Source organism: Pseudomonas baetica (assembly GCF_002813455.1).
In the GTDB taxonomy this organism is placed as follows: Bacteria; Pseudomonadota; Gammaproteobacteria; order Pseudomonadales; family Pseudomonadaceae; genus Aquipseudomonas; species Aquipseudomonas baetica.
In genome coordinates this window covers 6,053,431-6,073,229 of sequence record NZ_PHHE01000001.1, presented here as the reverse complement: position 1 = coordinate 6,073,229, position 19,799 = coordinate 6,053,431, and the positions used below count along the sequence as shown (strand labels likewise).

At 57.4% G+C, this 19,799-nt stretch carries 26 protein-coding genes and 1 pseudogene; 2 read left to right on the top strand and 25 right to left on the bottom strand.

Translation table 11 applies throughout. The features are described 5' to 3' along the window. Window positions 1-46 precede the first annotated feature (46 nt). From ATI02_RS28205 to ATI02_RS28095, 23 genes and pseudogenes are all read right to left on the bottom strand, one after another. A complete protein-coding gene (locus ATI02_RS28205) occupies window positions 47-631 on the bottom strand; it encodes a phage baseplate assembly protein V (protein WP_095189977.1) in 585 nt (194 codons plus the stop codon). Next, the gene (locus ATI02_RS28200; RefSeq protein WP_095189978.1) at window positions 628-1,140 is read right to left on the bottom strand and encodes a hypothetical protein; all 513 of its coding nucleotides are present in this window, start codon (window positions 1,138-1,140) and stop codon (window positions 628-630) included. Before ATI02_RS28200 ends, ATI02_RS28205 begins: the two co-directional genes overlap by 4 nt. Beyond that, the gene (locus tag ATI02_RS28195) at window positions 1,133-1,798 is read right to left on the bottom strand and encodes a hypothetical protein (protein WP_095189979.1); all 666 of its coding nucleotides are present in this window, start codon (window positions 1,796-1,798) and stop codon (window positions 1,133-1,135) included. Before ATI02_RS28195 ends, ATI02_RS28200 begins: the two co-directional genes overlap by 8 nt. Beyond that, a complete protein-coding gene (locus ATI02_RS28190; protein ID WP_100847986.1) occupies window positions 1,795-2,115 on the bottom strand; it encodes a head-tail joining protein in 321 nt (106 codons plus the stop codon). Before ATI02_RS28190 ends, ATI02_RS28195 begins: the two co-directional genes overlap by 4 nt. Before the next feature lie 2 nt (window positions 2,116-2,117). Further along, entirely contained in the window at window positions 2,118-3,113 is a 996-nt protein-coding gene (locus ATI02_RS28185; protein ID WP_100847985.1) for a major capsid protein, read from the bottom strand. 62 nt (window positions 3,114-3,175) lie between these two features. Continuing rightward, window positions 3,176-3,520 carry a head decoration protein gene (locus ATI02_RS28180; RefSeq protein WP_064391001.1) on the bottom strand — a complete coding sequence of 115 codons (345 nt, stop codon included), beginning with the start codon at window positions 3,518-3,520 and terminating at the stop codon, window positions 3,176-3,178. Then, window positions 3,517-4,671 (bottom strand): head maturation protease, ClpP-related, encoded by a 1,155-nt coding sequence (locus tag ATI02_RS28175; protein ID WP_100847984.1) that lies wholly within the window; start codon window positions 4,669-4,671, stop codon window positions 3,517-3,519. Before ATI02_RS28175 ends, ATI02_RS28180 begins: the two co-directional genes overlap by 4 nt. Then, complete coding sequence (locus ATI02_RS28170) at window positions 4,668-6,149, bottom strand: phage portal protein (RefSeq protein ID WP_100847983.1); 1,482 nt, start codon at window positions 6,147-6,149, stop codon at window positions 4,668-4,670. Before ATI02_RS28170 ends, ATI02_RS28175 begins: the two co-directional genes overlap by 4 nt. Then, window positions 6,149-6,355: a phage head-tail joining protein gene (locus ATI02_RS28165; RefSeq protein WP_041481045.1), complete on the bottom strand. Its 207-nt coding sequence runs from the start codon at window positions 6,353-6,355 to the stop codon at window positions 6,149-6,151. Before ATI02_RS28165 ends, ATI02_RS28170 begins: the two co-directional genes overlap by 1 nt. A 1-nt stretch (window position 6,356) precedes the next feature. Beyond that, a complete protein-coding gene (locus ATI02_RS28160; protein ID WP_095189984.1) occupies window positions 6,357-8,348 on the bottom strand; it encodes a phage terminase large subunit family protein in 1,992 nt (663 codons plus the stop codon). A gap of 4 nt (window positions 8,349-8,352) precedes the next feature. Next, complete coding sequence (locus ATI02_RS28155) at window positions 8,353-8,922, bottom strand: terminase small subunit (protein ID WP_095189985.1); 570 nt, start codon at window positions 8,920-8,922, stop codon at window positions 8,353-8,355. A gap of 308 nt (window positions 8,923-9,230) precedes the next feature. Beyond that, window positions 9,231-9,575, bottom strand: coding sequence for a phage holin family protein (locus ATI02_RS28150; RefSeq protein WP_100847982.1), 345 nt, complete (start codon window positions 9,573-9,575; stop codon window positions 9,231-9,233). Window positions 9,576-9,759: 184 nt separating this feature from the next. After that, window positions 9,760-10,305: a hypothetical protein gene (locus ATI02_RS28145; RefSeq protein ID WP_100847981.1), complete on the bottom strand. Its 546-nt coding sequence runs from the start codon at window positions 10,303-10,305 to the stop codon at window positions 9,760-9,762. Between the two features lie 193 nt (window positions 10,306-10,498). Continuing rightward, window positions 10,499-10,852 carry an antiterminator Q family protein gene (locus tag ATI02_RS28140; protein ID WP_100847980.1) on the bottom strand — a complete coding sequence of 118 codons (354 nt, stop codon included), beginning with the start codon at window positions 10,850-10,852 and terminating at the stop codon, window positions 10,499-10,501. A 2-nt stretch (window positions 10,853-10,854) separates the two neighbouring features. After that, window positions 10,855-11,169, bottom strand: coding sequence for a hypothetical protein (locus tag ATI02_RS28135; protein ID WP_146166120.1), 315 nt, complete (start codon window positions 11,167-11,169; stop codon window positions 10,855-10,857). A gap of 2 nt (window positions 11,170-11,171) precedes the next feature. Then, complete coding sequence (locus ATI02_RS28130) at window positions 11,172-12,452, bottom strand: tyrosine-type recombinase/integrase (protein WP_100847978.1); 1,281 nt, start codon at window positions 12,450-12,452, stop codon at window positions 11,172-11,174. Further along, window positions 12,449-12,751: a nuclease domain-containing protein gene (locus tag ATI02_RS28125; RefSeq protein WP_100847977.1), complete on the bottom strand. Its 303-nt coding sequence runs from the start codon at window positions 12,749-12,751 to the stop codon at window positions 12,449-12,451. Before ATI02_RS28125 ends, ATI02_RS28130 begins: the two co-directional genes overlap by 4 nt. Next, on the bottom strand, window positions 12,742-12,951 hold the full coding sequence (locus ATI02_RS28120) for a hypothetical protein (protein WP_095189990.1): 210 nt from the start codon (window positions 12,949-12,951) through the stop codon (window positions 12,742-12,744). Before ATI02_RS28120 ends, ATI02_RS28125 begins: the two co-directional genes overlap by 10 nt. Next, window positions 12,944-13,615 (bottom strand): replication protein P, encoded by a 672-nt coding sequence (locus tag ATI02_RS28115; RefSeq protein ID WP_100847976.1) that lies wholly within the window; start codon window positions 13,613-13,615, stop codon window positions 12,944-12,946. The genes ATI02_RS28120 and ATI02_RS28115 overlap by 8 nt, the downstream gene beginning before the upstream one ends. After that, window positions 13,612-14,193, bottom strand: coding sequence for a DnaT-like ssDNA-binding domain-containing protein (locus tag ATI02_RS28110; protein WP_420875247.1), 582 nt, complete (start codon window positions 14,191-14,193; stop codon window positions 13,612-13,614). Before ATI02_RS28110 ends, ATI02_RS28115 begins: the two co-directional genes overlap by 4 nt. 79 nt (window positions 14,194-14,272) lie before the next feature. Continuing rightward, window positions 14,273-14,410, bottom strand: a pseudogene (locus ATI02_RS33410) (helix-turn-helix domain-containing protein); the annotation flags it as partial. 201 nt (window positions 14,411-14,611) lie between these two features. Then, on the bottom strand, window positions 14,612-15,034 hold the full coding sequence (locus ATI02_RS28100; protein ID WP_095189993.1) for a phage regulatory CII family protein: 423 nt from the start codon (window positions 15,032-15,034) through the stop codon (window positions 14,612-14,614). An 81-nt stretch (window positions 15,035-15,115) separates the two neighbouring features. Beyond that, window positions 15,116-15,319: a Cro/CI family transcriptional regulator gene (locus ATI02_RS28095; RefSeq protein ID WP_025110113.1), complete on the bottom strand. Its 204-nt coding sequence runs from the start codon at window positions 15,317-15,319 to the stop codon at window positions 15,116-15,118. A 116-nt stretch (window positions 15,320-15,435) separates the two neighbouring features. Between ATI02_RS28095 and ATI02_RS28090 the strand changes: the two genes are divergently transcribed. Further along, window positions 15,436-16,224, top strand: coding sequence for a LexA family transcriptional regulator (locus ATI02_RS28090; protein WP_100848515.1), 789 nt, complete (start codon window positions 15,436-15,438; stop codon window positions 16,222-16,224). Between the two features lie 255 nt (window positions 16,225-16,479). Here ATI02_RS28090 and ATI02_RS28080 read toward each other — a convergent pair whose 3' ends face one another. Then, entirely contained in the window at window positions 16,480-17,520 is a 1,041-nt protein-coding gene (locus ATI02_RS28080) for a ParA family protein (RefSeq protein WP_100847974.1), read from the bottom strand. Between the two features lie 344 nt (window positions 17,521-17,864). On the opposite strand from ATI02_RS28080, the gene ATI02_RS28075 reads away from it, so the two are divergent. Further along, entirely contained in the window at window positions 17,865-18,248 is a 384-nt protein-coding gene (locus ATI02_RS28075; protein WP_238156287.1) for a DUF2388 domain-containing protein, read from the top strand. Between the two features lie 217 nt (window positions 18,249-18,465). Here the strand turns inward: ATI02_RS28075 and ATI02_RS28070 are convergent. Beyond that, window positions 18,466-19,628, bottom strand: a protein-coding gene (locus ATI02_RS28070) for an IS3 family transposase (RefSeq protein ID WP_095191983.1) whose coding sequence is annotated in 2 segments (ribosomal slippage) — window positions 18,466-19,373 and window positions 19,373-19,628 — 1,164 coding nt in all. Because the reading frame shifts where the segments join, the coding sequence is not laid out codon by codon here. Between the last annotated feature and the right edge of the window lie 171 nt (window positions 19,629-19,799).

Here is a 19,799-nt window from a genome sequence, read left to right as displayed (position 1 = left end):
CAGGTACAAAAAAGCCCGCACGCGGCGGGCTAGATGAATGTTTGGGTTAATGCTTGTGGTGGTTGTCGCTGTCGCCGGCGGCCATGATGTTGCCAGCGCTGTCGATGTTGCCCGTTACGGATAACGCGCCGTCGATATTGACAGGCCCTTTGATATTCACGGTCGCTTCAAGATCGATCGTTCCCGACTTCACCGTTACCGCGTTATCCGTAACGACGACGTCCGTGCCGCCGACCTTGATCGCCACCGTGCCACTCGGCAGGGTGATGGTGTAAGACTTCGCCTGCCAGTCGTAGACCAGCGAGCCGCCATCATCGAAACGCCAGACCTCGACATGATCGCGGTTGTCCGGTGGTGGACCGGCATTCCCGTACAGGCCCGGCACGAACGTGCCTTGCGACACGTCACCGCTGGGACTGATCAAGCTGCCCTGCTCGCCCATGGACGGTGCCCGCCAATGTCGGGCTTTGCCGGCGGCGATGCTGTGCCAACGCACCCATGCGCTGACCCAATCACTGCCATCGGACACCCGACATACCGGCGGTGAAGCGGATAGATCCACCGCGACCACGTAGCAAGCCTTGACCGCCCCCGCGATCATGCGGTCATGTTGGGCGAGCGCGTAACTCACGGCAGATCCTCGGGCCTGAATGGCCCGTCGCCAGGATCAGCTTCAAATACCAACGTTCTTGGTGGTTCATTCCGCCACGGCCATTCCTCAACGCCGAGGTAAACCTGCTGAGTCCACTCCACCAGCCACACGGTGTATCCATCCAGGTGCGGCTGCGTCCAGTCCTGCAGCGATTGCACAAACTCGGCGGGCTCAACTGCCAACCCCCACGTCTGCGCACGCAGCAGCACCGCCAACTGGGTCGCCAATTGCACGGCCTGTTGATGATGATGCGGCTTGATCGGGTCAACAATGATCCGAGCCTCGAACTTGCAAACCAACGAGGTTTCGCCGGTGCCGATATCGGTACCCGGCTCGATCTCGGCCACCTCCAGAAAAACCGCCGGCAGCAACACGCGATCCTTAATGTCTGGCCAGGCTGTGACGGCCTGCACGCCAGGCAAGTGGGTACGCAGATGCTGTTCTACCGCCCGATAAAGCTGGTCCAGGCTGAACGGTTCGTCAGACATTGCCTATCCTCTTAAGGTATTTCTGCAGCTCAAAGTTGAGTTCCTGCTTGAGAATCGCCAACAGGATCTCATCTGCCTTTTTTACCCAGCTGTCGAAATGCGGCCGGGCTTTCTCCAGCGACACCTTGGCTTTGGCCAGCGGGAAACGACTACCGTTTTCGGCGACCCAACCCGAACTCGGCCCGCGACCGGGGGACACCGTGCTGTCCGGGTAGTCGTCACTGTTGAAATGCTTGCTGGCTGTGCGGATCCAGATGTCGGGCTTATTGCCATAGACCTTCTTGAGAAAGGCACCTTCGTAACGCCGCCCCGCCACCGACACACCGCTCCCGGTCTGCCGCGCCCGGCCGATCCGGCTGGATTCGATGGTGTTCAACCCGAACCACAGTTTGCCGCTCGCGGCCGCGCCGGAAACTGGATAGCTGCGCAACCGCTGACGCACCGCTGCTACGGCAATGCGCTCTGACCGGCTGACGGCTCGGGCGATGTGCGTGCGCAACCTTCCCAACGTCTTGTTGATCGCGCGCCGATGCGCCGCAGCAGCCGCTTTCGGCACCACCTTGGCAAAGTCCTGGAACGCCTGAAAATCTGCGGCCGAGGACTGGATAGAGATCATCCCGCCCCCGGCCGAGGGTTTGAAATAGCTGCCGACGCTCATGGCCGCAACCTCAGAATCAGGGCGACCAGACCGTCGCCGCTCGGTTCAATCTGGATCAAGTCGTAGTCACCGCCGCCATCCAGGGCAGGCAGGTCAACGCTGACCAGCATGCCCTGCTCCAGACCTTGCGAATCGCTGACACGAATCTCGAAGCGCGGCTCTCGCAAACCGGTGTTGAGCTTGCCGAACTTGGGTTGCAGCCAGGGCGCGGCAAACATGCCGAACACTGGCTCTTCGCGACCCTCGATCCGCGCCGTATCACCCAGCGTTTCGAACACCACCGCGTCGATGTCGGCGATCAGATCGCGAAAGCCCACGGTCAGAGTTCCAGCAGGATCTGAGCGCGCGGTCGAGTGCACAGGTGCAACGGGTTGGACTGAGCCTCACCGGCCATACCTTTGTTGAAGGGCAGCGGCTCAATCATGCTGTAGTACGGGATACCCTGGGTGTTGACCGTTTCCATGTAGTCGGCCGGCGCGAACACCGAGATGTAAAGATCGGGCACGCCTTCGGGAACCAGCAGCGCCTTGTCGTCGTGGACAAAAGACACGCCGGCGACCTTGCCACGGTAACGTTCCCAGATGATGCCGCCGAACTCGAAGCTTTCCCGGGCGTCGCCACGCAGCGCTGCCGCTTGCTGACTGTTGAGGTAGGTCTCTTTGACCGACTTATGAACGATCAGCTTGTTCCAGAAGTTCTTGCCGCAGAAAGCGCGCGAACCGGTACTGGTCACGCTGCCCAGCGCATCCTCCTGCATGTCCAGCGCCTCACCGCACATGACGCGCAGCTCGGTATCGGCCTTAGTCAGCCCCATGGACATCTTCTGACGCTGCACACCGAAGCGCTCATAGAGATCCAGCAGTACGGTCTGGCCATCGGCGTCGAGGATCTGGCCGTTGAGTGCGCCCATGCGCTGGAACTCATGCGTTGCGTCCAACTGACGACGCGCCTTAGCCAGACGGGCATTGACCACGTCCTGCACCGCCTGCAGCTCAGTGCGAGTGCCGAAGGCGCGGATGCCTTGGATCTCATCCGCCTTGATGGTGAAACGCTCCGGCAGGTGCACGGTGTTGAACGGGATTAGGTTGCGCTTGCTGGCAGCAACCACCAGGCCAGAACCACCGCGCTCACCGGCAGGCACGAGTGCCAGGGTGTCACCGTCCTTTTCAATCTGCACGGTCAGGGTGGTAATGCCTTCCTCGCGGAACAGGCCCAGGGCGCTGATGCGGCCCGGCAGGTAGGGTTGATCATTGAGCGCAGCGGTCAGCGAGATAACGGTAAACGCTTCGTCTTCAAAAATGGCGATATCGGCCATGGGTACTCTCCAGAAACGAAAAATCCCGCACGCGGCGGGATGCATACAAAAGAAGGATCGACTTAGCGGACGATCACGAAATGAGTGGCGAGCGCTTTCTCGGCGGCCAGATCCAGACCGGTCAGGTGCGCTTCGCTGACCTCGGCCAACCGCACCACGGCGCGACCGCGACGCACCACATCGGATTCACCGAGCGGGCCGTACAGAATGGCGACCGCGTTTTCAGTGCCGTCCTCTGCCGTCGGTTCGTACGGTGCGAATTCGCCGGAGGCGGTCACCAGTCCGAGGATTTGTCCGGGCCACAACTCTGGACCGGCCGCGACGTTGATCGCTTCACGCGAAATATTGCCGGCGCCTTCGGACAGCAGGAATTCACCCGCGTGCATCGGTTCCTGTTTGATGGTCATGCTCTTGCTCCTTTCGCGCTTTGCGCGGTTCCAGTTTGGGCCGCTTGGCGAGCAGCCCAAATCGAGTTGGGGTCAGGTTGTTTGGCCAGCACCTTGGGCGCCAGGTCGTCCGCCAGCGGCAGACTGTTGTCGATTTCAAAGCCCTTACCGCTGGTGACAATCTTGTCGAACAGACGCGCCCGCACCGCCGCCTCGTCCAGACCTGCAGCGACATACTCGGCGCTGAATTCCGGCAGCCGCGCAGCCATGCAGAGGTCGTTTACCGCCTTGGCGCGCGCCAGACCGGCTAAAACGATCTCTTCGCTTTCAAGCTGGGTTGACTTGAGCAGCGGCTCGACCAGGTTGCTGATGCCCGCCGCCGTGCAGCGCTGAGTGACCATCAATGCCAACTTGGCCGAGTCGACTACTGGCGGCACCAGCGGCGGATCGACAGGATCAAGATCAGGATCCGCTTCAGGTGGCTCTTCGAGCTGGGCCAGCAAATCAGCCGGTGCGTTCTGGAATCGTTGCAGCACCGCGCCTTGACCGAGACAGGCTTTGACCTTGACGCCGTCGCCCACTTCATCGGCCAGCCCCAAAGCCACCGCTTCGTTGGCGGTCAGCCAAGTTTCAGCATCAACCATTCGCCGCAGTTCGGCGTCATCAATGTCGGGCGCCTTGGCCTTATAGGCCGCGATGATCGCCTCCAAGGTCTGATCCAATACTTCAGCAACCCGGCGGAAGTCCTCAGCGCTACCGCCTGTATAGGTGTATGGGTTGTGAATCATCAACATGGCGTTGGCCGCGATTACTACGCGGTGTGCGCCGCACACGGCCACACTGGCGGCACTCGCTGCCAGTGCATCGATCCGGCCGGTGCAGCGTTCGCCCAGCCGCGACAGCGCGTTGTGCATGGCCAGACCGTCGAAAAGGTCACCGCCGATACTGTTGAACGCGGCGACCACCGGCGACACACCATCATCCATGGCGCGCAGATCCTGCACGAACTGATTGGCAGTGATACCCCACGCGCCGATCTCGCCATAGACGAAGACCTCGATCACTCGCTCGGCGGCCTCGCCGCTGGCATGAACGGCGTACCAGGTCTTGTCCTTAACCTCGACGCGTTTGCCGGCGCGGTTGTAAATACGCGGTTTCGCGCTCTTGCTCATGGTTGCTCCTTGTCGTCGGTGTCTTCGACGGCATCAAGGGTGTTGTAGTTGAGGCCCAATAAGGTGGCGCGTGCCAGATCAGCAGCGTTTTCCAGATCGACCGTTTCGGCGTCGTAGCCAGTGCGCAAAACCATCTCGCTGCGCGACGAAAAACCGGCTCTAACCTCCATCGCTCGCGCCTGCACGTCCTGCACCGGCTGGATGTAAGCCCAGCCTTGTGGCACCCAGCGGGTGCGCAGGTATTGGCGGCGCTTCTGTGCGTAATCGTCCAGCACCAAGACACCCGACAGCACCGCCATGTCCATCCACGCAGCCCGTACCGGGCGGCAGAGTTGATGCACGTACACGCTGAACTGCAGTTGTTCCAGGCGACGCCGAAACTCGTTGAGTACCACCCGCAGCGCTCGATCGTTGATGCCGCGCATGTCGCCGGTGAGGATCTCGTAAGGCGTGCCCAATCCCGCTGCTGCAGCCATCAATTGCTGCCGCATGAAGTCCGGGTAGTTGTTGCCCGCATCCGGCGGTTTGGAAAACTCAACCTCCTCTCCCGGCCCAAGTTCCTGCATGGTGCCGGGTTCGAGCGCGACCATGGGGGTGAAACCGTCACGGTCCAAATCCAGCAACGCGCCGGTGACCGGATCGCGTGGAGCCGGACCCGAGTCAGGCGACGGGCGCTTGATGAAACCGGCGAACAGGTTGGCCACCTCCTGACGGAACAGCACCGCGTCGTCGTAGTTGTCCAAACTGCGCAGCCGTTTGAGTACCGGCGACAATCGCGGCACACCGCGCAACTGGCCAGGCTCCACCGGTTCGAAGATGTGCAGCACCTGCGCGGCCGGGACGCGCACTAGCTGGTTGTAGCCGGCGTTCAACGAGGCCGCATCACGCGGGTGCGACAGGTACATCCAATACGCGACCCGCTTGCCGCCGGGCGTGAACTCGATGCCGGCGCGGATGACGTTGCCGTTCTTGGTGCTCTCGAATTTGTCGTGCGGCACGAACTCCGGCGCCAGAATCTGCAACTGCAGCGGAACCGCCAGGCCTTCGTCCCGACTGCGAGGACGCAAGCGAACAAAGCATTCACCCGATGTTTCCACCGTGCGCGCCACCAGCGCCTGCTGGCCGTAAAAGTCGGTGCGGTCATCCGCATCAGATTCATCAACCCAATCGCTCCACAGCTCCTGCAGCAGCTTGCGCAGGGCATCATCATCGGTCGCTGGCCGAGGGGTGATGCCGGTGCCGATCAGGTTGCTGACGCGCTTGTCGATGACGTTGAAGGCATACGGGTCATTGCGAACCGCTGCCCGGGAGCGCGACCGCAAATTGCGCAGTGCCGGGGTGTTGATGCTGTTGATCCCGTTGTCGGGAGCGTCCCAGTTAGCGGATCGGCGGCCTTCACCAGCGCCTTCGTAACTGGCCTTGATGTTGGACGGCAGCACAAAGCCGTTACGGGTCAACGTCGGAAAATGTCGGGCCATTAAAGTCCCTTGCCTCCGTGATAAAGGCGAACCACGCGCGAACGTGGCCCGGCGGCGCTGGCCAGCGACGAGCGTATTTCTTCGCGCGCCTTGAGCAGCTCATCGACCGTGCGGTATTCCACGGTACGGTCGGTGTAGCGCACAGTTTTCTCACCGCGAGCAATGGCCGCCTCAACCGCGTCGAGGTGCTTTTTCGTAAATGACATATCAGCGTCTCTTCAGGTAGCCACTGGTGGAGCTGCGGCGTTGTGGGGGAGCGGCTGCCGGACGTGATTTCACGGCTGGTTGCGCCTGTGGTGCTGCCGGTGTTTCGACTGGCCGGCTGAGCCGCTCGCTCTGAACGGGTTGGCCACTATCGCCCGAAGCCGACTGGATGACCGCCTGCCGAATCCGCGCCCAATCGTGATCCTGGTAGCGATTGATGCCGAGGTAATGGGCCATGGCCAGGTTGTAAACCAACAGGTCGAGCGCTTCGTTGCGCTCGGCCTTGCCCTTGGTCCATTCGATGCGTTTATGCCCCCTGACGTAACGGGTGACTTTGCGCTCAGCCACACACTGGGCGAAAAAGTCATCCGGCAGGTCGTTGGCAAAGTGCAGCGCTCCCGGGCCGGTGTCGAATGCATAGCGGTTGTAGATCCAGTCCTTCGCCGTGTCGGTACCGACAATCCATAGCTCGGCGCCATGCCGTTCAGTCAGGCCCTTCCATGTCACGTCGACCATCGAAGGTCGCTGCGCGATCACCGGCCGGCCCCGCTTGCTCGCCCCTTTGATGGCGAACACACTGCGCCAGCGGCGCATACGACAGAACTGATAGACCTCATCCGTATGGTTACCACCGGAGTCGACCGCAGTAGCCATGATCATCAGCTCAGCACCACAAGGGTGTCGGTAACGGGCCTTGAGTAACTCATCCAGCGCCACCCAGGTGCGCTCATCGGCAGGGTCGCCGGAGACCACTTGAAAGTCGACCACCCAGCGCTCCATGCCAGCGCCCCAACCCATCACCATCAGTTCCAGGCGGTTGGCTTGGGTGTCAACGGAAGCGGTCAACATCAATACGCCGTCGGGCATTGAGCCAAGCCCGTAGCTTTCCAGTCGCGCCCGATCCATCAGCACACCGGCAGAGGTTTGCTCCTGAGCGCTATCCCAGACCTTGGCCAGACGGGTGTTATAAAACACCTGCATCGGCTCCAGATCGCCTTTGGCCTGAGCCTTTTTAGCCTTCTCGAATTGCTTGGCCAACGACGCCCAACCCGTCCAGCCGGGCGGCGAGTACAGCGCATTCAAGTTAAAACCAATGGTTTCGCCATCGCCTTGGGTGTGTGCCCGCCACTCCCCTTTCGCCAGCATCTCGCCCTTATAGCGCTCATCGATCAGGACGTCGCAGTCGGGGCCGGCACATTGGTAATGCACAACCTGAAAGTCCGCCGAGTAATGCAAACGCTCCCATTCGAGAACCTGCATGTGGTCACAGGTTGGGCACGGCACGTAGTAGTAACGCTGATCGCTGACCTCAAACAAATCAGCGATCCGTGACGCCCCCCTGACCGTCGGCGAACTGGAAAAATAAAATTTGGCGTTACGGCCGAAAGTACTGCCGCGAGTCTCGGCCAGTTCGACCGGATCGCCCTCTTCGCCCACGTCCACACTCCAGCGATCAACCTCGTCGCCGTAGATGTAGCGTGCGGAAAGCTCCGCCAGGTTGGCCGCTGAACCGGCCGTGGTGATGTACAGCGAACCACCCTCGAACTCCTTCGTGTCCATGGTGTTGCGCGCATCCCGCGAGCGGTTGGACGCCACGCGCTCACGCAGCACCGGCGTGGCCTTGATGGTTTTACCAATCCGCGACGATACCCGCTTGGCCAACCCAAGACTGGGCAACAACGTGAGGATGTTGGACGGTGCCATATGGATCAGGCCACCGATCCAGTTCAAGGCGATCTGCGTTTTCATCAACTGCGAAGCCACCATAGTCACCACGCGTTTGCACGGGTGGGCTGGTGACAGACAGCGCATCGGCTCACGCGCATAAGGGGTACGCGAAGTGTGGTATTGACCAGGCTCGGCCGCACCCGTGTCGCGCGGGATGCGCATGTACTCGTCGGCCCACTGATCAATCCAGACATCTGGCTCTGGTCGCTGCCCACGGAAATACGCTTCGCGGTACACCGTCGCACCGTTCGACATTTCTAAGGACATAGGTTTAGCTCGGGGTAATGGCTTGTTGTAGATCTGCTGCTGACAGCCGCTCAGCATCTTCCAGTGTTTGTCGCAAAGCCGACGTCAGACGCTTTTCGATTTGCCATGGATCAGACAGCGAGGCCAGTTCCGGCGATAGCTGTGGCGCCATTCCAAGCAAAAGATCACGCAGTAAGCGACCGGCGTTATAGGCCGCATCTTCGACCGCTTTGCGCTCTACCAAGGTGCCTCGGGCTTTAAGGAAGTTGTCTTTTTCCTGAAGCGATAGGTAGTGCTCACGAAGAGCGCGTGACTTTTGAAAGTCGGGTACCTGACCAGAGGGGTCATCTACAAAGTCTGCGATGACTATTTCCAGCGGTCGCTGATCACTCCGCTTCGGGCGATTGCGTTCATGTCGAGCGGCGACGGCGGCCTTGCTCGGGTCGCTCGTCATGGCCAGAAGCTGCTCGCTGGCCTCCACATCAATCTGCCCGGCAGCATTCAGAACCAGTCGTTCATTCTTGACCAGCTTACCAACGTACTGCCGAGACCACCCCTTCAGCTCGCAGTACTCCTTGCGAGTTACAAAAGCCATGCGGCCTCCATCGTCGTGGCTTGTTAAGCCTGTCAACTAACCCGGCTTAGTTGACAAGCCTTCTGGCCATTGCACAGGGGCTGCTGTTCAAGAAATTGAACAGGCATGAAAACGCCTACAGCCCAATAGAACCGGGGGGACTCCACTAAAAAACACTGTTTGGATCATGCGAACCCTGTCGCTGAAAACACAGAATTCCTTGTCAACCTGTCAACCGCTGTCAACTAACTTTCCAGCCCTGTGGCTAACGCTTTCCCGCGGGTTTCCGACCCCGTACCCTTCGAATAACTCCAGGGTCCCCGGCGGTTTCAGGCTGGTCCGCCGCCATTCGGCGGGACATCGCACACGCCAAGCCGCTTGGCAGCCCAGCGTTCGTACAACCCGATGGCCACATCTGCACCTGCCATCGCAGTTAGGCAACCCAAGGCGCCCGCCGTCCAGATTGTCATGCCGGCGGCGATCATCAGCATCATCGCCGATACCCCGCACACAATGCAGGCGCCGGACCGAAGTGCCAGCCTGCGCAACAATGCCCAGCCACGCGCCCCATCCTTGTCGGCCCGCCACATCTCTCCCGATACGCCACCGACCAGAGCCAGGACGATCACTAACCAAATCGGCATGTCTGCCAGCGCTTGCTGCTCGTTTGTCATTGCTCAAAGCCTTGGTGGCGTCATTGATAGGCTCGGCCCCAGCAGCACTCCCAGCTCGGAGCGATGGGTGTGGTGGAACCGAAAACGAAAAAGCCCCGGCGAATGCCGAGGCTCATTGAATGTACAAAGCAAAAGCCCGGTTCCTAACCTGACTCTTTATTTCAAACAACTAAAATAAAGCCAATCACTGAAATAGTGCTTGCTCCTCACGCTCTAAAGCTATGAGCGCCTTCCCTATTTTCTTATTCAACTTTGAATATAGAATCGTTGAGGCATCATAATTCTCAGCAGCCACTTCAGGAGAGTCAGTGTGGGGAAGACCAGCACACAACAAAGTTAACTTACTGGTTAAATCTCTGAGTTTCCCACTACCTATCCTTACCTTTATCAGCGTGACGGCTCGAAAATTATCCCTAGACTTTTCAGTCAGCTCCTCTGGCGCGCTCTCACGATCCCAGTATCCTTGTTCCTTGTGCTGCTTTAAATCGTAACGGTGTAGTTTGGTGGTTGAACGCATCAAGTCAGCAAGAGCAACCTGCAGTTCACCGAGAGCTTTCCTCTGTGACTCAATGCGCTGCAACAATATTATTTCTTTACGCTTCTCCATTCTTGATTCACGCTCGAAGTTTGTTTTTTTATTTTCCATCCAGGCGTCAAACACGCCTTTCAGAAATATACCTACAACAAGAGTAATTATAGGAATCCAAACTGAGACATTGACTACTTCCACTTCTTGTTCCTTAAGAAACGACACATAGCTTTCAGGAATACTGATGCTGAGATTAAAACCTAATCTCGACAAGTAACAAACCACTTAAACTGGGTTACCGTCTTACGACAGCAAAAAGCCCGACTCTTGGGTCGGGCTTTGCACGCGGAAAAACCGCAAAGTAACTGAAATCTATAGCCAGTCCCCGGGCCTGTCAAGCGGCTTCGCGCCGAAAATCCAGAGCACCGTCAATCCATGCAATTCCAGCCTTCCAGAGTTGGCGAGTCTTCTCTTCGCCGAAGCCCATTTTCTTGCCGACATCGATCAGAGCCTTGTCCCGGGCGGTGTAGTACTTCATCAACACATTGCCGCATTCCGGGTAGCGCTTCAGCAGCCGGCCCATTAAACCGTCAATCATCAGCGCATCGTCATCAGTGATCATCGGAGTGTGCAGCGTGTTCTCGCGGGATGCGCAGCACGACACACCCGAGCCCAGCACAACCCAGCGACCCCAATGCTCCAGCAGATCTTCGGCGCTGCGCTCGGTCAAGTTCTTCGTTCTCGCCATGATCAGTCCCCTTTAATGGCTGAGCCACCGGGCCCGCGAGTGTTGGTTTGCTGGTACAGATCGGCCATGGTCAATGGCTCCCGCGGCAATGTCGCAACGTGGCGCTCTTGCCGGATCAGCATGCCGAGCTGAACGATCAGATCGTCCACCGGGAGCGGCTCCAGTGTTTCGGCATCTACCAGGCCGGAGGCATGGCAACCGATGCAATCAAGCTGATGAAACACGCCCTTGACCAACCCCTTTCCGGCACAGGATGGGCAGTCGGTGAGTGGGATCTGGCGGCGCACAAAGGCGGGGCCGTGTGTTCTTTTATCCATTTTTAAACCTCGCCTATGGTTGTTTCTTCAATGGCCTTGCAGGCCTTATGGTCTGTGGCTTGCAGCGAATTACCGGAATCTTCAAATCTAAAGCCGGTCAATCCGTGAATGATTGCAAAGCCCTTCTGATCTAGATGCGCGTGCCACTGTTCGAGAGCATCACGTTTGCGGCTCATCACGTCCGACTGGATGTACACCTTCACGTTGTGCCCCATCGCGTGGTTGATCAGCAGCTCGCCGATCAGGTGGTCAATACCAAGGTCTGCCCAGCCGGTGCGGGCCACCTTGCGCAAGTCGTGACTGGTCCACTCGCCCTGCCCCAACCGACGAAACACGGCACAGCCTTGAGCCTCCCCCAGCGCCTTGCCGTTGCGTGCCGGGAACAGGAACTGACCGTCGTAACCTCGGGCGTGCTGCCCTTCACGGTACCGGACCAACAACGCACAAACCTGCTCGGTCAAGGGCAGATGATGTTCGACGCCGGTCTTGGTGTTTTCGGCCGGTATGAACCACTCGCGCTCTGCCAAGCTGATGTGCGACCAGCGCGCCATGCGGGTTTCGCCGATCCGTGTGCCGTGGCACAACATCATCAGGGCCAGCATTGAATCCAGCGGTGCGGTGACCTTGACCTCGGCCAACTGTTGCAGCAGGCCTTGCAGTTGAACGCCGCGCAGGCGAGACGGCTTGATGCCGACCTTCGCCTTGGAGAAATCGTTGAACCGGATCGCAGCCATCGGGTTGGGCGTGATCATCCCCAGCTTGGCCGCCTGCCGGAATGCCAGGGCCAACAGCTGGAACGCGGAACGCACGTAGTCGATGGAAACCGTCTCCTGCAGCGGCCACATCAACAGGGTGTCGAGTGCGGCCTTGTCGACGCCGATCAGGGGCAGCTCACCGAGACGCGGTTTCAGGTGGCACTTGATGATCGAGGCGCCGGTGTTTTTGCGTTTGGTCGACAGATTACGATCGCGCGACATGCGGTCAGCGAACCAGTCCAGCAGTTCGCCAACAGCGTTCCACTTCGACAGGCTCGCGCCCTCCCCGGCGGCCAGACGCAGCCGAAGCGACGGCAGCGCCGCTACAACCTGCTTGTGAGTCAGCTCGGGGAACGTGCCGATGGGATTCCACTTGCCCTTCAACACCAGGTACCACGAGCCACGGGTTCGAGCCTTGTTGAAGCGCAGGTACAGGCCCTTATTCTCAATGTCGCGTACGTCCTGTACGGTGCCGGCCACTTGGCGCTTAATCTCAGCTTCGGTGATTTTCACCGCGGCGGTACTCATGCGGCCCCCTTCACTGTGAGAATTCCAGCCCTGATCAGGGCTTCGTGCGTTTCGGCGATGGCGGGCGGCACGTCCTGCCAGTCGATCTCGCCGGCGGCGCGGCCGTCGATCACGTCGTGGCAAGCGCTGCACGCGTACACCGCCACGGTGTCAAAGCCTTTCATGCCCATGCCCTTCTGCCCGCAAGGCAGATGCGCGAGGACGGTGGTTTCTGGATTGTGATTGCAGATGCCTGGCATCCGGACAGTGCACTCTTGGCCATTGGCCGAGGCGCGAAGCTTCTTCGAGCTCACTCGCATGAAGGCTTCCCCCTCACGACGTCAACGACTTCATAGGTCCCCGGCCACATCCACGAGCCATAACGCTTGGCCATGGCCTCGTCGGCAAACAGCGCCAGCGCGTGATCAGGTGGCGAACTCAAATCGACCTTGAACGAGCAGCAGAACACTGCGAAGCGATAGGTATCGATTTCGGGTACAGCAAGGCGACGGTCACACACGTTCTGCCCTCCCCGCACGCATCGCGCGCAAGTTGGCCAAAGCGGTGTTACCCACTTCGGGGTTGCGATCAGGCTTAGGCGCAGCAAGTTCAGCAATAGGGATAGAGCCTAGGGGTTCACCCTTCCAGATCTTCCTGCACTGGGCCAAGTAGTGACGCTCGAAGCTCGCCAAACCAAGTTCACGCGAGAGCAATGGCAGGCCATGAAAACCAGCGGCCGCAGTAGCGTGGTAGACCGCAGCGTGCATCCACTTGGCCGAATCACGCATAGCGGGATGGCAGTTGCGAAGACCCTGGGCGTACGCCTTTTCGACGCTCGGCAATCCCAGCCCTTCAGGGGCAAAGCACCAGCTAACGAAAACGCCAGGCGCCGGAACAAATGCCGACTTACTCGCACTCAGGACGCGCATGCCGTGGTCTATTTGCTCCATCCGGTTGATCCCGGAGCGCATGAACTCGCCGAGCCATTCAAGCTTCGAGGCGTTCATCACGGCCTCAGTCGGCCAAGACTGGCGCCATGCGCCACAGGCACCGCGAAGACGCAGGAACAAGTCGTCGATGACAGCTTTGGTCGATGGATCAACCTCGGCCACTACTGGGTCGGACGTCGGCTTGTAGGTAGGGTCGGTTCGCCGTTCGGCAATAAGATCGCGTGCAGATTTCATACCCGAACCCCCTTGGCAGTCCAGTCACCGGTCGCATCCATCCCTTCCTCAATGTCGCCGGACTTCACTGCGCGATCACGCTTGATCCATTTGGCAAGGCGGTGGCACCAGCCGGCGGCGTTGTCACGGGTATCGGGTTTGGCGATGAAGAAACCTTTGAACGAGTTAATCAACTCATCGGTAGCCGATGAGATCGGCAAGCACATCAGGCGAAGCTGGTCTTCCAACTGTTTAGCGCTGAACTCCCAGTCGGCAAACATCGAAAAGCGCTGGCGAGGATCTTCGAGAGCATCGAGAGCTTGTCGATCCTGATCATCGACCACGCCAGAAAACTCGCGCTGCAGCTGCTGTTCGGTTACCTGATGGTTAATTGACGTATTGGGTGCAGCCGCTGCACCCCGTTCTGTCGTAGATTGCACCCCGTTCTGTCGTAGATTGCACCCCGTTCTGTTGTGGATTGCACCCCGTGCCGTCATTTGCACCCCGTTCGGAACGGGGTGCAGCATTTGCACCCCGCAATATTTGAAGGTCGTAAACGACTGGGCGTCGGTCATGGCGATCAATGTGAACAGCAGCAATCGCTTGATTGCCCTGCTTGATCAGTCCCGACTTCTCCAGGTCATCTAACTTGTAACGCACGGTGCGCTCGGATAGACCGGTGTCCTGAGCTAGGGTGGAAGCTGACGGAAACGCGCCAGTGCCGTTCGATCCGGCATAGTTGGCCAGGCACAGCAGAACGTGCCGGGCACTGGCGTCCTTGAGAACAGCCGTGGACAAAGACAGCGCCCATGACATTGCTTGAACGCTCACAGCGAGGCTCCGATATTCAATTCGGCAGAACGAGATGACGTGTGTTGCGACACGCTTTGCGAACTCTGAAAACGTGTCGCGACATTGTTCTGGGTATTGCCAGAATTTGGCTGGCTCTGCATAATCGGGCCTCTCTAGTTTTGCGAATCAGCCGACCTTCTCCGTCGGCTTTTTTGTGCCCAGGATTCAGGCGGCCTTCACCGAGGCATCCATCACGTCTAGGCTCTGCCGAACGTGATTGATCTCTTGGCGGATCAAGTTTTTCTCGAAAGAACTGACGTGGTTGTCATCCAGCGCCTGGTGAACTGCGATGGTCAGATCGGCGACCTCTTTGCCGACATTGATCAGCGACTTGGTGAGCGCTTGTGGCGCGGGCGCGGTTTTCGTAACGAGGTCGAAACCAAACTCGTTCGCCAGTGCAGCCAGAGGCCGCATGTCGCCGGTGTGCAGCAGAATCCCGAACAGATGCTCCACGGTCAGGTGGTGTGCATCGTTGTCTGGATTGGCGCGCTGAAGCAGGCCAACGTGAGGAACGCCCATCTTTGCAGCAAGGGTCTTGGCTTCGTTGTCCAGGACAGCGCTCTGGCAAGCCCGCAGAAAATCTTCCATTCGTAAAACCTCAAATTTATTTCCGTGGCGCGCTGCCATTGCGTGGGAGAGTATTTGTTCAGGCAGTCAGCAACGAACGTTTCAAGCTGCTGTGCGTTTGGGCCGCGCAGGGATCGGGCGAATCTCGTTCGCCTCAATGCGCCCGTCGTCATAAAGGGTGATTTCAATGCTTCTGCCGGCTCGAACCATTTGCGAGATCGCGCTCTGGTTCACGCCAAGAGCAGCAGCAAGCGCGGCTTGAGTGCCGTGCTCTTCTAGGTATTTGCTCAAAGGGATCTTTTTCATGGAATTTCCACGGCTTGGTATCTGCCATGGATAGTAGCAGCGCTGCTTTTTATCAGCAACAAAATAATAGCAGCGCTATTTGCTTGGGTATCAGCTCTGCTAATACTCTTGTCCGTATGAAAATACGCCGCCCCCTTACCCCCGAAGAAGTCGCTGAGAGCGCCAGGCTCAAGGCCATCTACGAACAGCGGAAATCAGCTGCAAAAGCTGCCGGCCGCAGCCTGACGCAGGCGGATGTTGCCGAGGCGTGCGGATGGTCTGGGCAAAGTGCATTCAGCCAATACGCCACCGGCAAGGTCCCGCTGAATGTGGAAGCGCTATTGAAGCTCGCGAAGGCGTTGAATTTCGACGCACAAGACGTCAGCTCCCGGCTGATGTCCACGGTTGCCACTGTCCAGCAAGAGCGCATCCATCCCAGCGTAAAACTTGGGACTATCGAGACCTGGGACGACGAAACCCCGCTCGATGATGACGAGGTCTATGTCCCTTTCCTTCAGGAAGTTGAGCTGGCGGCTGGGTCTGGAAGGTTTGCTATTCAGGAAAGCGATACCTCTCGGCTGCGCTTCTTTAAGAAAGACCTGCGTCATAACGGTGTACAGTTCAGTAACGCGAAGTGCGTCAGGGTTGGCGGGAACAGCATGATGCCTGTGCTGCGCGACGGAGCTACGGTTGGCGTTAACGTGGGGAAAAACTCCCTCAGCGATATCGTCGATGGCGAGATGTACGCTATCAACCACAACGGTCAGCTTCGTGTGAAACAGGTCTACCGTATTCCGATCGGGCTTCGCCTGCGCAGCTTCAACCGTGATGAGCATCCGGATGAGGACTACACGTTCCAGCAGATCCAGGAGCAGCAGATCGCGATTCTAGGACATGTGTTCTGGTGGGCGATGTATTCGCGCTGAAAGAATTGATATTACACTTGAAATTGGATGTGTGTTTTTATCCCTCAACCACATTACTGATGACTACCCTATTAACCGGTTGCAGTAGGGCTCTGAAGGAAAAGACGGAACTCGAAAAGCAGCTCTACGCTGCCCCTTCGCTCGCGACCGAGAAATTCAATTAAACATCTTTGCACATGTCTAATTCCAATCGAGTTAAAAAAGCGATACATCTAGAAAAACAACCAAAAAAAAAAGGCCCTCACGGGCCAGTTTTTAGATAATACTTAAAAGATACTCTAATTCCTTCCGATACTTGTTCTGCGACTGGTTTACTTGTAGTCGGCTTCCGTTGACCGTATGAAACTGACCAACTTTTAGTTTTGGAATTGGAATTCCTTCAGCACCGCTGATGCGACCGGCTGACATAAAGTCATCCGTGATTGCGAAAGCATCTGCTGGATCATCTACATCGAAAAGGTCAGGATATTTTGCTGCAACTTGGTAAGCCTTTTCGACATACATTTGTGAAGCTCTATCTTTAACGCCTTTTTTCGGACTGCGGGCTCCCACCATCGTCATCACGATTGCAGCTACTCTGGGAGGTTTCATACCGCCAGCGCGATCGGCCCAAATATTGTAGTCGCTGTCAGGATTCGCCAGCATATCTAGGGTGATATCCAGCGATTCAATTGAGTGCTCATCGACGCGGACTGGAATGATCAGAGCGTCAGCAGCACACCATGCCAAGTGAGTACCGCCCCCATAAAAGGGGCTGCAGTCCATCAGAATTTTTTCACACTTTTTCTCTTTTGCCTCTGCCTCCAGAATAGTTTTTAAACTAAACAGAATATTATGGACCGCTTTTTTATTGCTGGCTGCCATAGCTTGCTGAAGCTGTTGATAAAGTGCTGATGGAAATGCGAAGAGCTGACCATCACCGGGTACGAAAAAACCAGGCTTACCACCCTTAAAATGATCATTGTAGGAGCTTACACGATAAGAAATGTCCTCAGGAACATCACCAAATGCTGGCCCAAGTACTTTAGGACGCAAAGCATCACCGATAGTAATTTCGGGGCGCGCGCCCCTCATTAAGGACTCGGTGAAATTGCGCTGAGGACAAAGATCAGCCATGAGCGTTGAATGGTGCCGAGTAAACATCCACGCCAAATTGAACGACAGCGTTGATTTACCGATACCACCCCGCAGGTTTGACACAGCGTAGGATTTTCTTTTGAAAGATGTCGTAGCAGTATAGGTCTCTTCTAGAGACCGATCATGATTATCAATAATTCTTGAAAGTCCAGCAGCCATGGTGCTATTCCTCAACATTCGGGAGAGATCCACAGGCTATCCAAAAAAACGCAGGTCGTCAACTTTATTGCAGGCCGTTCACTTAAGTGCAGGCCGACCGAGATTTTGCAGGTCAAATATTGCTGCAATTTTTGAGTACCTGCTCAATCATCACCCACCCAAAGAGCCATCTGTAATCCCTGCATTTGAATGCTACGTCCCGCCACCAGCCCCCTCACTCGAGTGCGCATAGAAGGCTGTCGCCTCCTCCACCAGCTCACACCAATCGCCCCTGTCGATCAGGCGCGGGTCAGGGTTTCCAAGCAGTAATAGATCCCACCTTGCACTAGGCAGCTGGTTCGCGAATGCGCACCACTCTGCTATCTTTGCGCCATCACATTAGACAGCAAGGAAGCGGTTGTAATATGGACTCATGGAAAGCCTTCGGCATCATCGCTATCGCACTGATTTGCACCCAAGTCCTTGCGGAAGATAAGGGCTCGTACGAAAACTCGATGATGATGATAACGATGGCTCCAACATTACTCCTGTCAGGAACCACTGGACTGTCTGAGTTGGCGACAAGAAACTTCAAGCCTGCGAAGGCTGATGCTCTTGCATTCATTGGCTCAGATGGCGAGATACGCGGCGCTCAATTTGAGCAAGCGTCTCGATACTACCGCTCAACGTACGGCTCGCCTTTGATGACCGACATGCAGCTCGCCCAAGCAATCGCCTCGACTTTTTGAAACTGGTGCCGGAAAAGTACACCTGGCGCTGAAGCGCATCGCTAACCACCACCCGAACTGATTTTTTGAACACAGAGCTGTGCGATGATAAGTTCGTGGCTCGAGGAGTTTTGATGGTTAACTGTCATGCGCTAACCTCTCCTCTTGGGGGGAAGGCAAGGGAAGATGTGCTCGGCTATTCCTAATAGACGCTCGTGGTTAGCACTCCTTGTAGTGGTCAACTAATCCCGGACACGACGTTAAGTTTTTTCTCGGCCTGAGCTGGGGCCAGTCCGTTGTTGAATTGGTGCGGTCTAATCCAGTTGTACCGATGCATCAGGTAATGACTGATGTCGCGGTGCGCTTCTTGAGCTGTCATGTAGCCCACGGTCGGTATCCATTCAGTTTTCAAGCTGCGAAACACACGCTCCATCGGCGCGTTATCCCAGCAGTTTCCACGACGGCTCATGCTTTGGCGCATGCGGTAACGCCAGAGCCGTTGGCGAAACTGGCGACTGCCATATTGCGAGCCCTGATCCGAGTGAAACAGAAGCCCTTGAGGCCTGCCACGCTGTTCGTAAGCCATGTCCAACGCCTTGATGACCAGATCCGCATCCGGCTTGTTCGACAGCGCCCAGCCCACCACTCGGCGCGCGTAAAGATCCATAACGACAGCCAGGTAATGCCATTTCCCTTGAGCCCAGATGTAGGTGATGTCGCCACACCAGACCTGATTCGGCGCCGGCACATCAAACTCTCGATTCAATATGTTCGGAATGTCAGGCCGCTCAACCGTCGCTTGTTTGTAGGCATGTGATCCAGGTTGTTTACTGACCAACTCCAGTTCCCGCATCAGGCCTCGCACCTTGAACCGCCCAATTTGCTCGCCGTCTTCCTGCATCATCGACACGATGCTGCGGCTACCGGCGGCGCTTCGACTTTGCGTAAACAGTTCGTTAACCCGGCTGCGCAACCGAAGCCGCTCAACGTCTGGAGTTCGGCGCCTGAGACGATGGGCGTAGTAACACGAACGAGTGACGTCAAAGACTGCGCAAAGCCAATCAACCGGCTCTTGGGGGCTCAGTTGATCAATCAGCGCGTGCGCTCGTGCTCTTCCGACATCAAGAGCGCGGTAGCCTTTTTTAAAATGGATTTCTCCCGCTCAAGTCGAGCGATTCGAGCTTCCAATTCCTGGATTTTCTGTTGCTCTGGCGTCAGCGCTTTACTCTGCGGAGTAACGCCAGTGCGCTCCTGCTGAAGCTGATTAACCCAGCGGCGCAACGCGGACTCAACCACACCAAGCGAGCGGCTGGCTTCGATATGGCTATAGCCTTGATCGAGCACGAGGCCTGCGGCCTCGCGTTTGAATTCAGCGGAAAAAGAACGACGTTGTTTGGTCATCAGACACCTCTATCTGGCGAGCATTCTCGCCTAAATGGGTGTCCGGTTTCATTAGACCACTACACCCAGCAGTCCGTCACACTACTGCTCAACGCCCACACGGATTTCGGTCTCTTCACGTAATTTGAACCGGGCGGCCGGCGCATACCGTTTTCGATCGTCACTTGTGGC

Coding starts and splice junctions, on each gene's coding strand:
- ATI02_RS28200 (WP_095189978.1), bottom strand. CDS start 1,140: ATGTCTGACGAACCGTTCAGCCTGGACCAGCTTTATCGGGCGGTAGAA.
- ATI02_RS28195 (WP_095189979.1), bottom strand. CDS start 1,798: ATGAGCGTCGGCAGCTATTTCAAACCCTCGGCCGGGGGCGGGATGATC.
- ATI02_RS28185 (WP_100847985.1), bottom strand. CDS start 3,113: ATGGCCGATATCGCCATTTTTGAAGACGAAGCGTTTACCGTTATCTCG.
- ATI02_RS28180 (WP_064391001.1), bottom strand. CDS start 3,520: ATGACCATCAAACAGGAACCGATGCACGCGGGTGAATTCCTGCTGTCC.
- ATI02_RS28175 (WP_100847984.1), bottom strand. CDS start 4,671: ATGAGCAAGAGCGCGAAACCGCGTATTTACAACCGCGCCGGCAAACGC.
- ATI02_RS28170 (WP_100847983.1), bottom strand. CDS start 6,149: ATGGCCCGACATTTTCCGACGTTGACCCGTAACGGCTTTGTGCTGCCG.
- ATI02_RS28165 (WP_041481045.1), bottom strand. CDS start 6,355: ATGTCATTTACGAAAAAGCACCTCGACGCGGTTGAGGCGGCCATTGCT.
- ATI02_RS28160 (WP_095189984.1), bottom strand. CDS start 8,348: ATGTCCTTAGAAATGTCGAACGGTGCGACGGTGTACCGCGAAGCGTAT.
- ATI02_RS28155 (WP_095189985.1), bottom strand. CDS start 8,922: ATGGCTTTTGTAACTCGCAAGGAGTACTGCGAGCTGAAGGGGTGGTCT.
- ATI02_RS28150 (WP_100847982.1), bottom strand. CDS start 9,575: ATGACAAACGAGCAGCAAGCGCTGGCAGACATGCCGATTTGGTTAGTG.
- ATI02_RS28140 (WP_100847980.1), bottom strand. CDS start 10,852: ATGGCGAGAACGAAGAACTTGACCGAGCGCAGCGCCGAAGATCTGCTG.
- ATI02_RS28135 (WP_146166120.1), bottom strand. CDS start 11,169: ATGGATAAAAGAACACACGGCCCCGCCTTTGTGCGCCGCCAGATCCCA.
- ATI02_RS28130 (WP_100847978.1), bottom strand. CDS start 12,452: ATGAGTACCGCCGCGGTGAAAATCACCGAAGCTGAGATTAAGCGCCAA.
- ATI02_RS28125 (WP_100847977.1), bottom strand. CDS start 12,751: ATGCGAGTGAGCTCGAAGAAGCTTCGCGCCTCGGCCAATGGCCAAGAG.
- ATI02_RS28115 (WP_100847976.1), bottom strand. CDS start 13,615: ATGAAATCTGCACGCGATCTTATTGCCGAACGGCGAACCGACCCTACC.
- ATI02_RS28100 (WP_095189993.1), bottom strand. CDS start 15,034: ATGGAAGATTTTCTGCGGGCTTGCCAGAGCGCTGTCCTGGACAACGAA.
- ATI02_RS28095 (WP_025110113.1), bottom strand. CDS start 15,319: ATGAAAAAGATCCCTTTGAGCAAATACCTAGAAGAGCACGGCACTCAA.
- ATI02_RS28090 (WP_100848515.1), top strand. CDS start 15,436: ATGAAAATACGCCGCCCCCTTACCCCCGAAGAAGTCGCTGAGAGCGCC.
- ATI02_RS28080 (WP_100847974.1), bottom strand. CDS start 17,520: ATGGCTGCTGGACTTTCAAGAATTATTGATAATCATGATCGGTCTCTA.
- ATI02_RS28075 (WP_238156287.1), top strand. CDS start 17,865: ATGCGCACCACTCTGCTATCTTTGCGCCATCACATTAGACAGCAAGGA.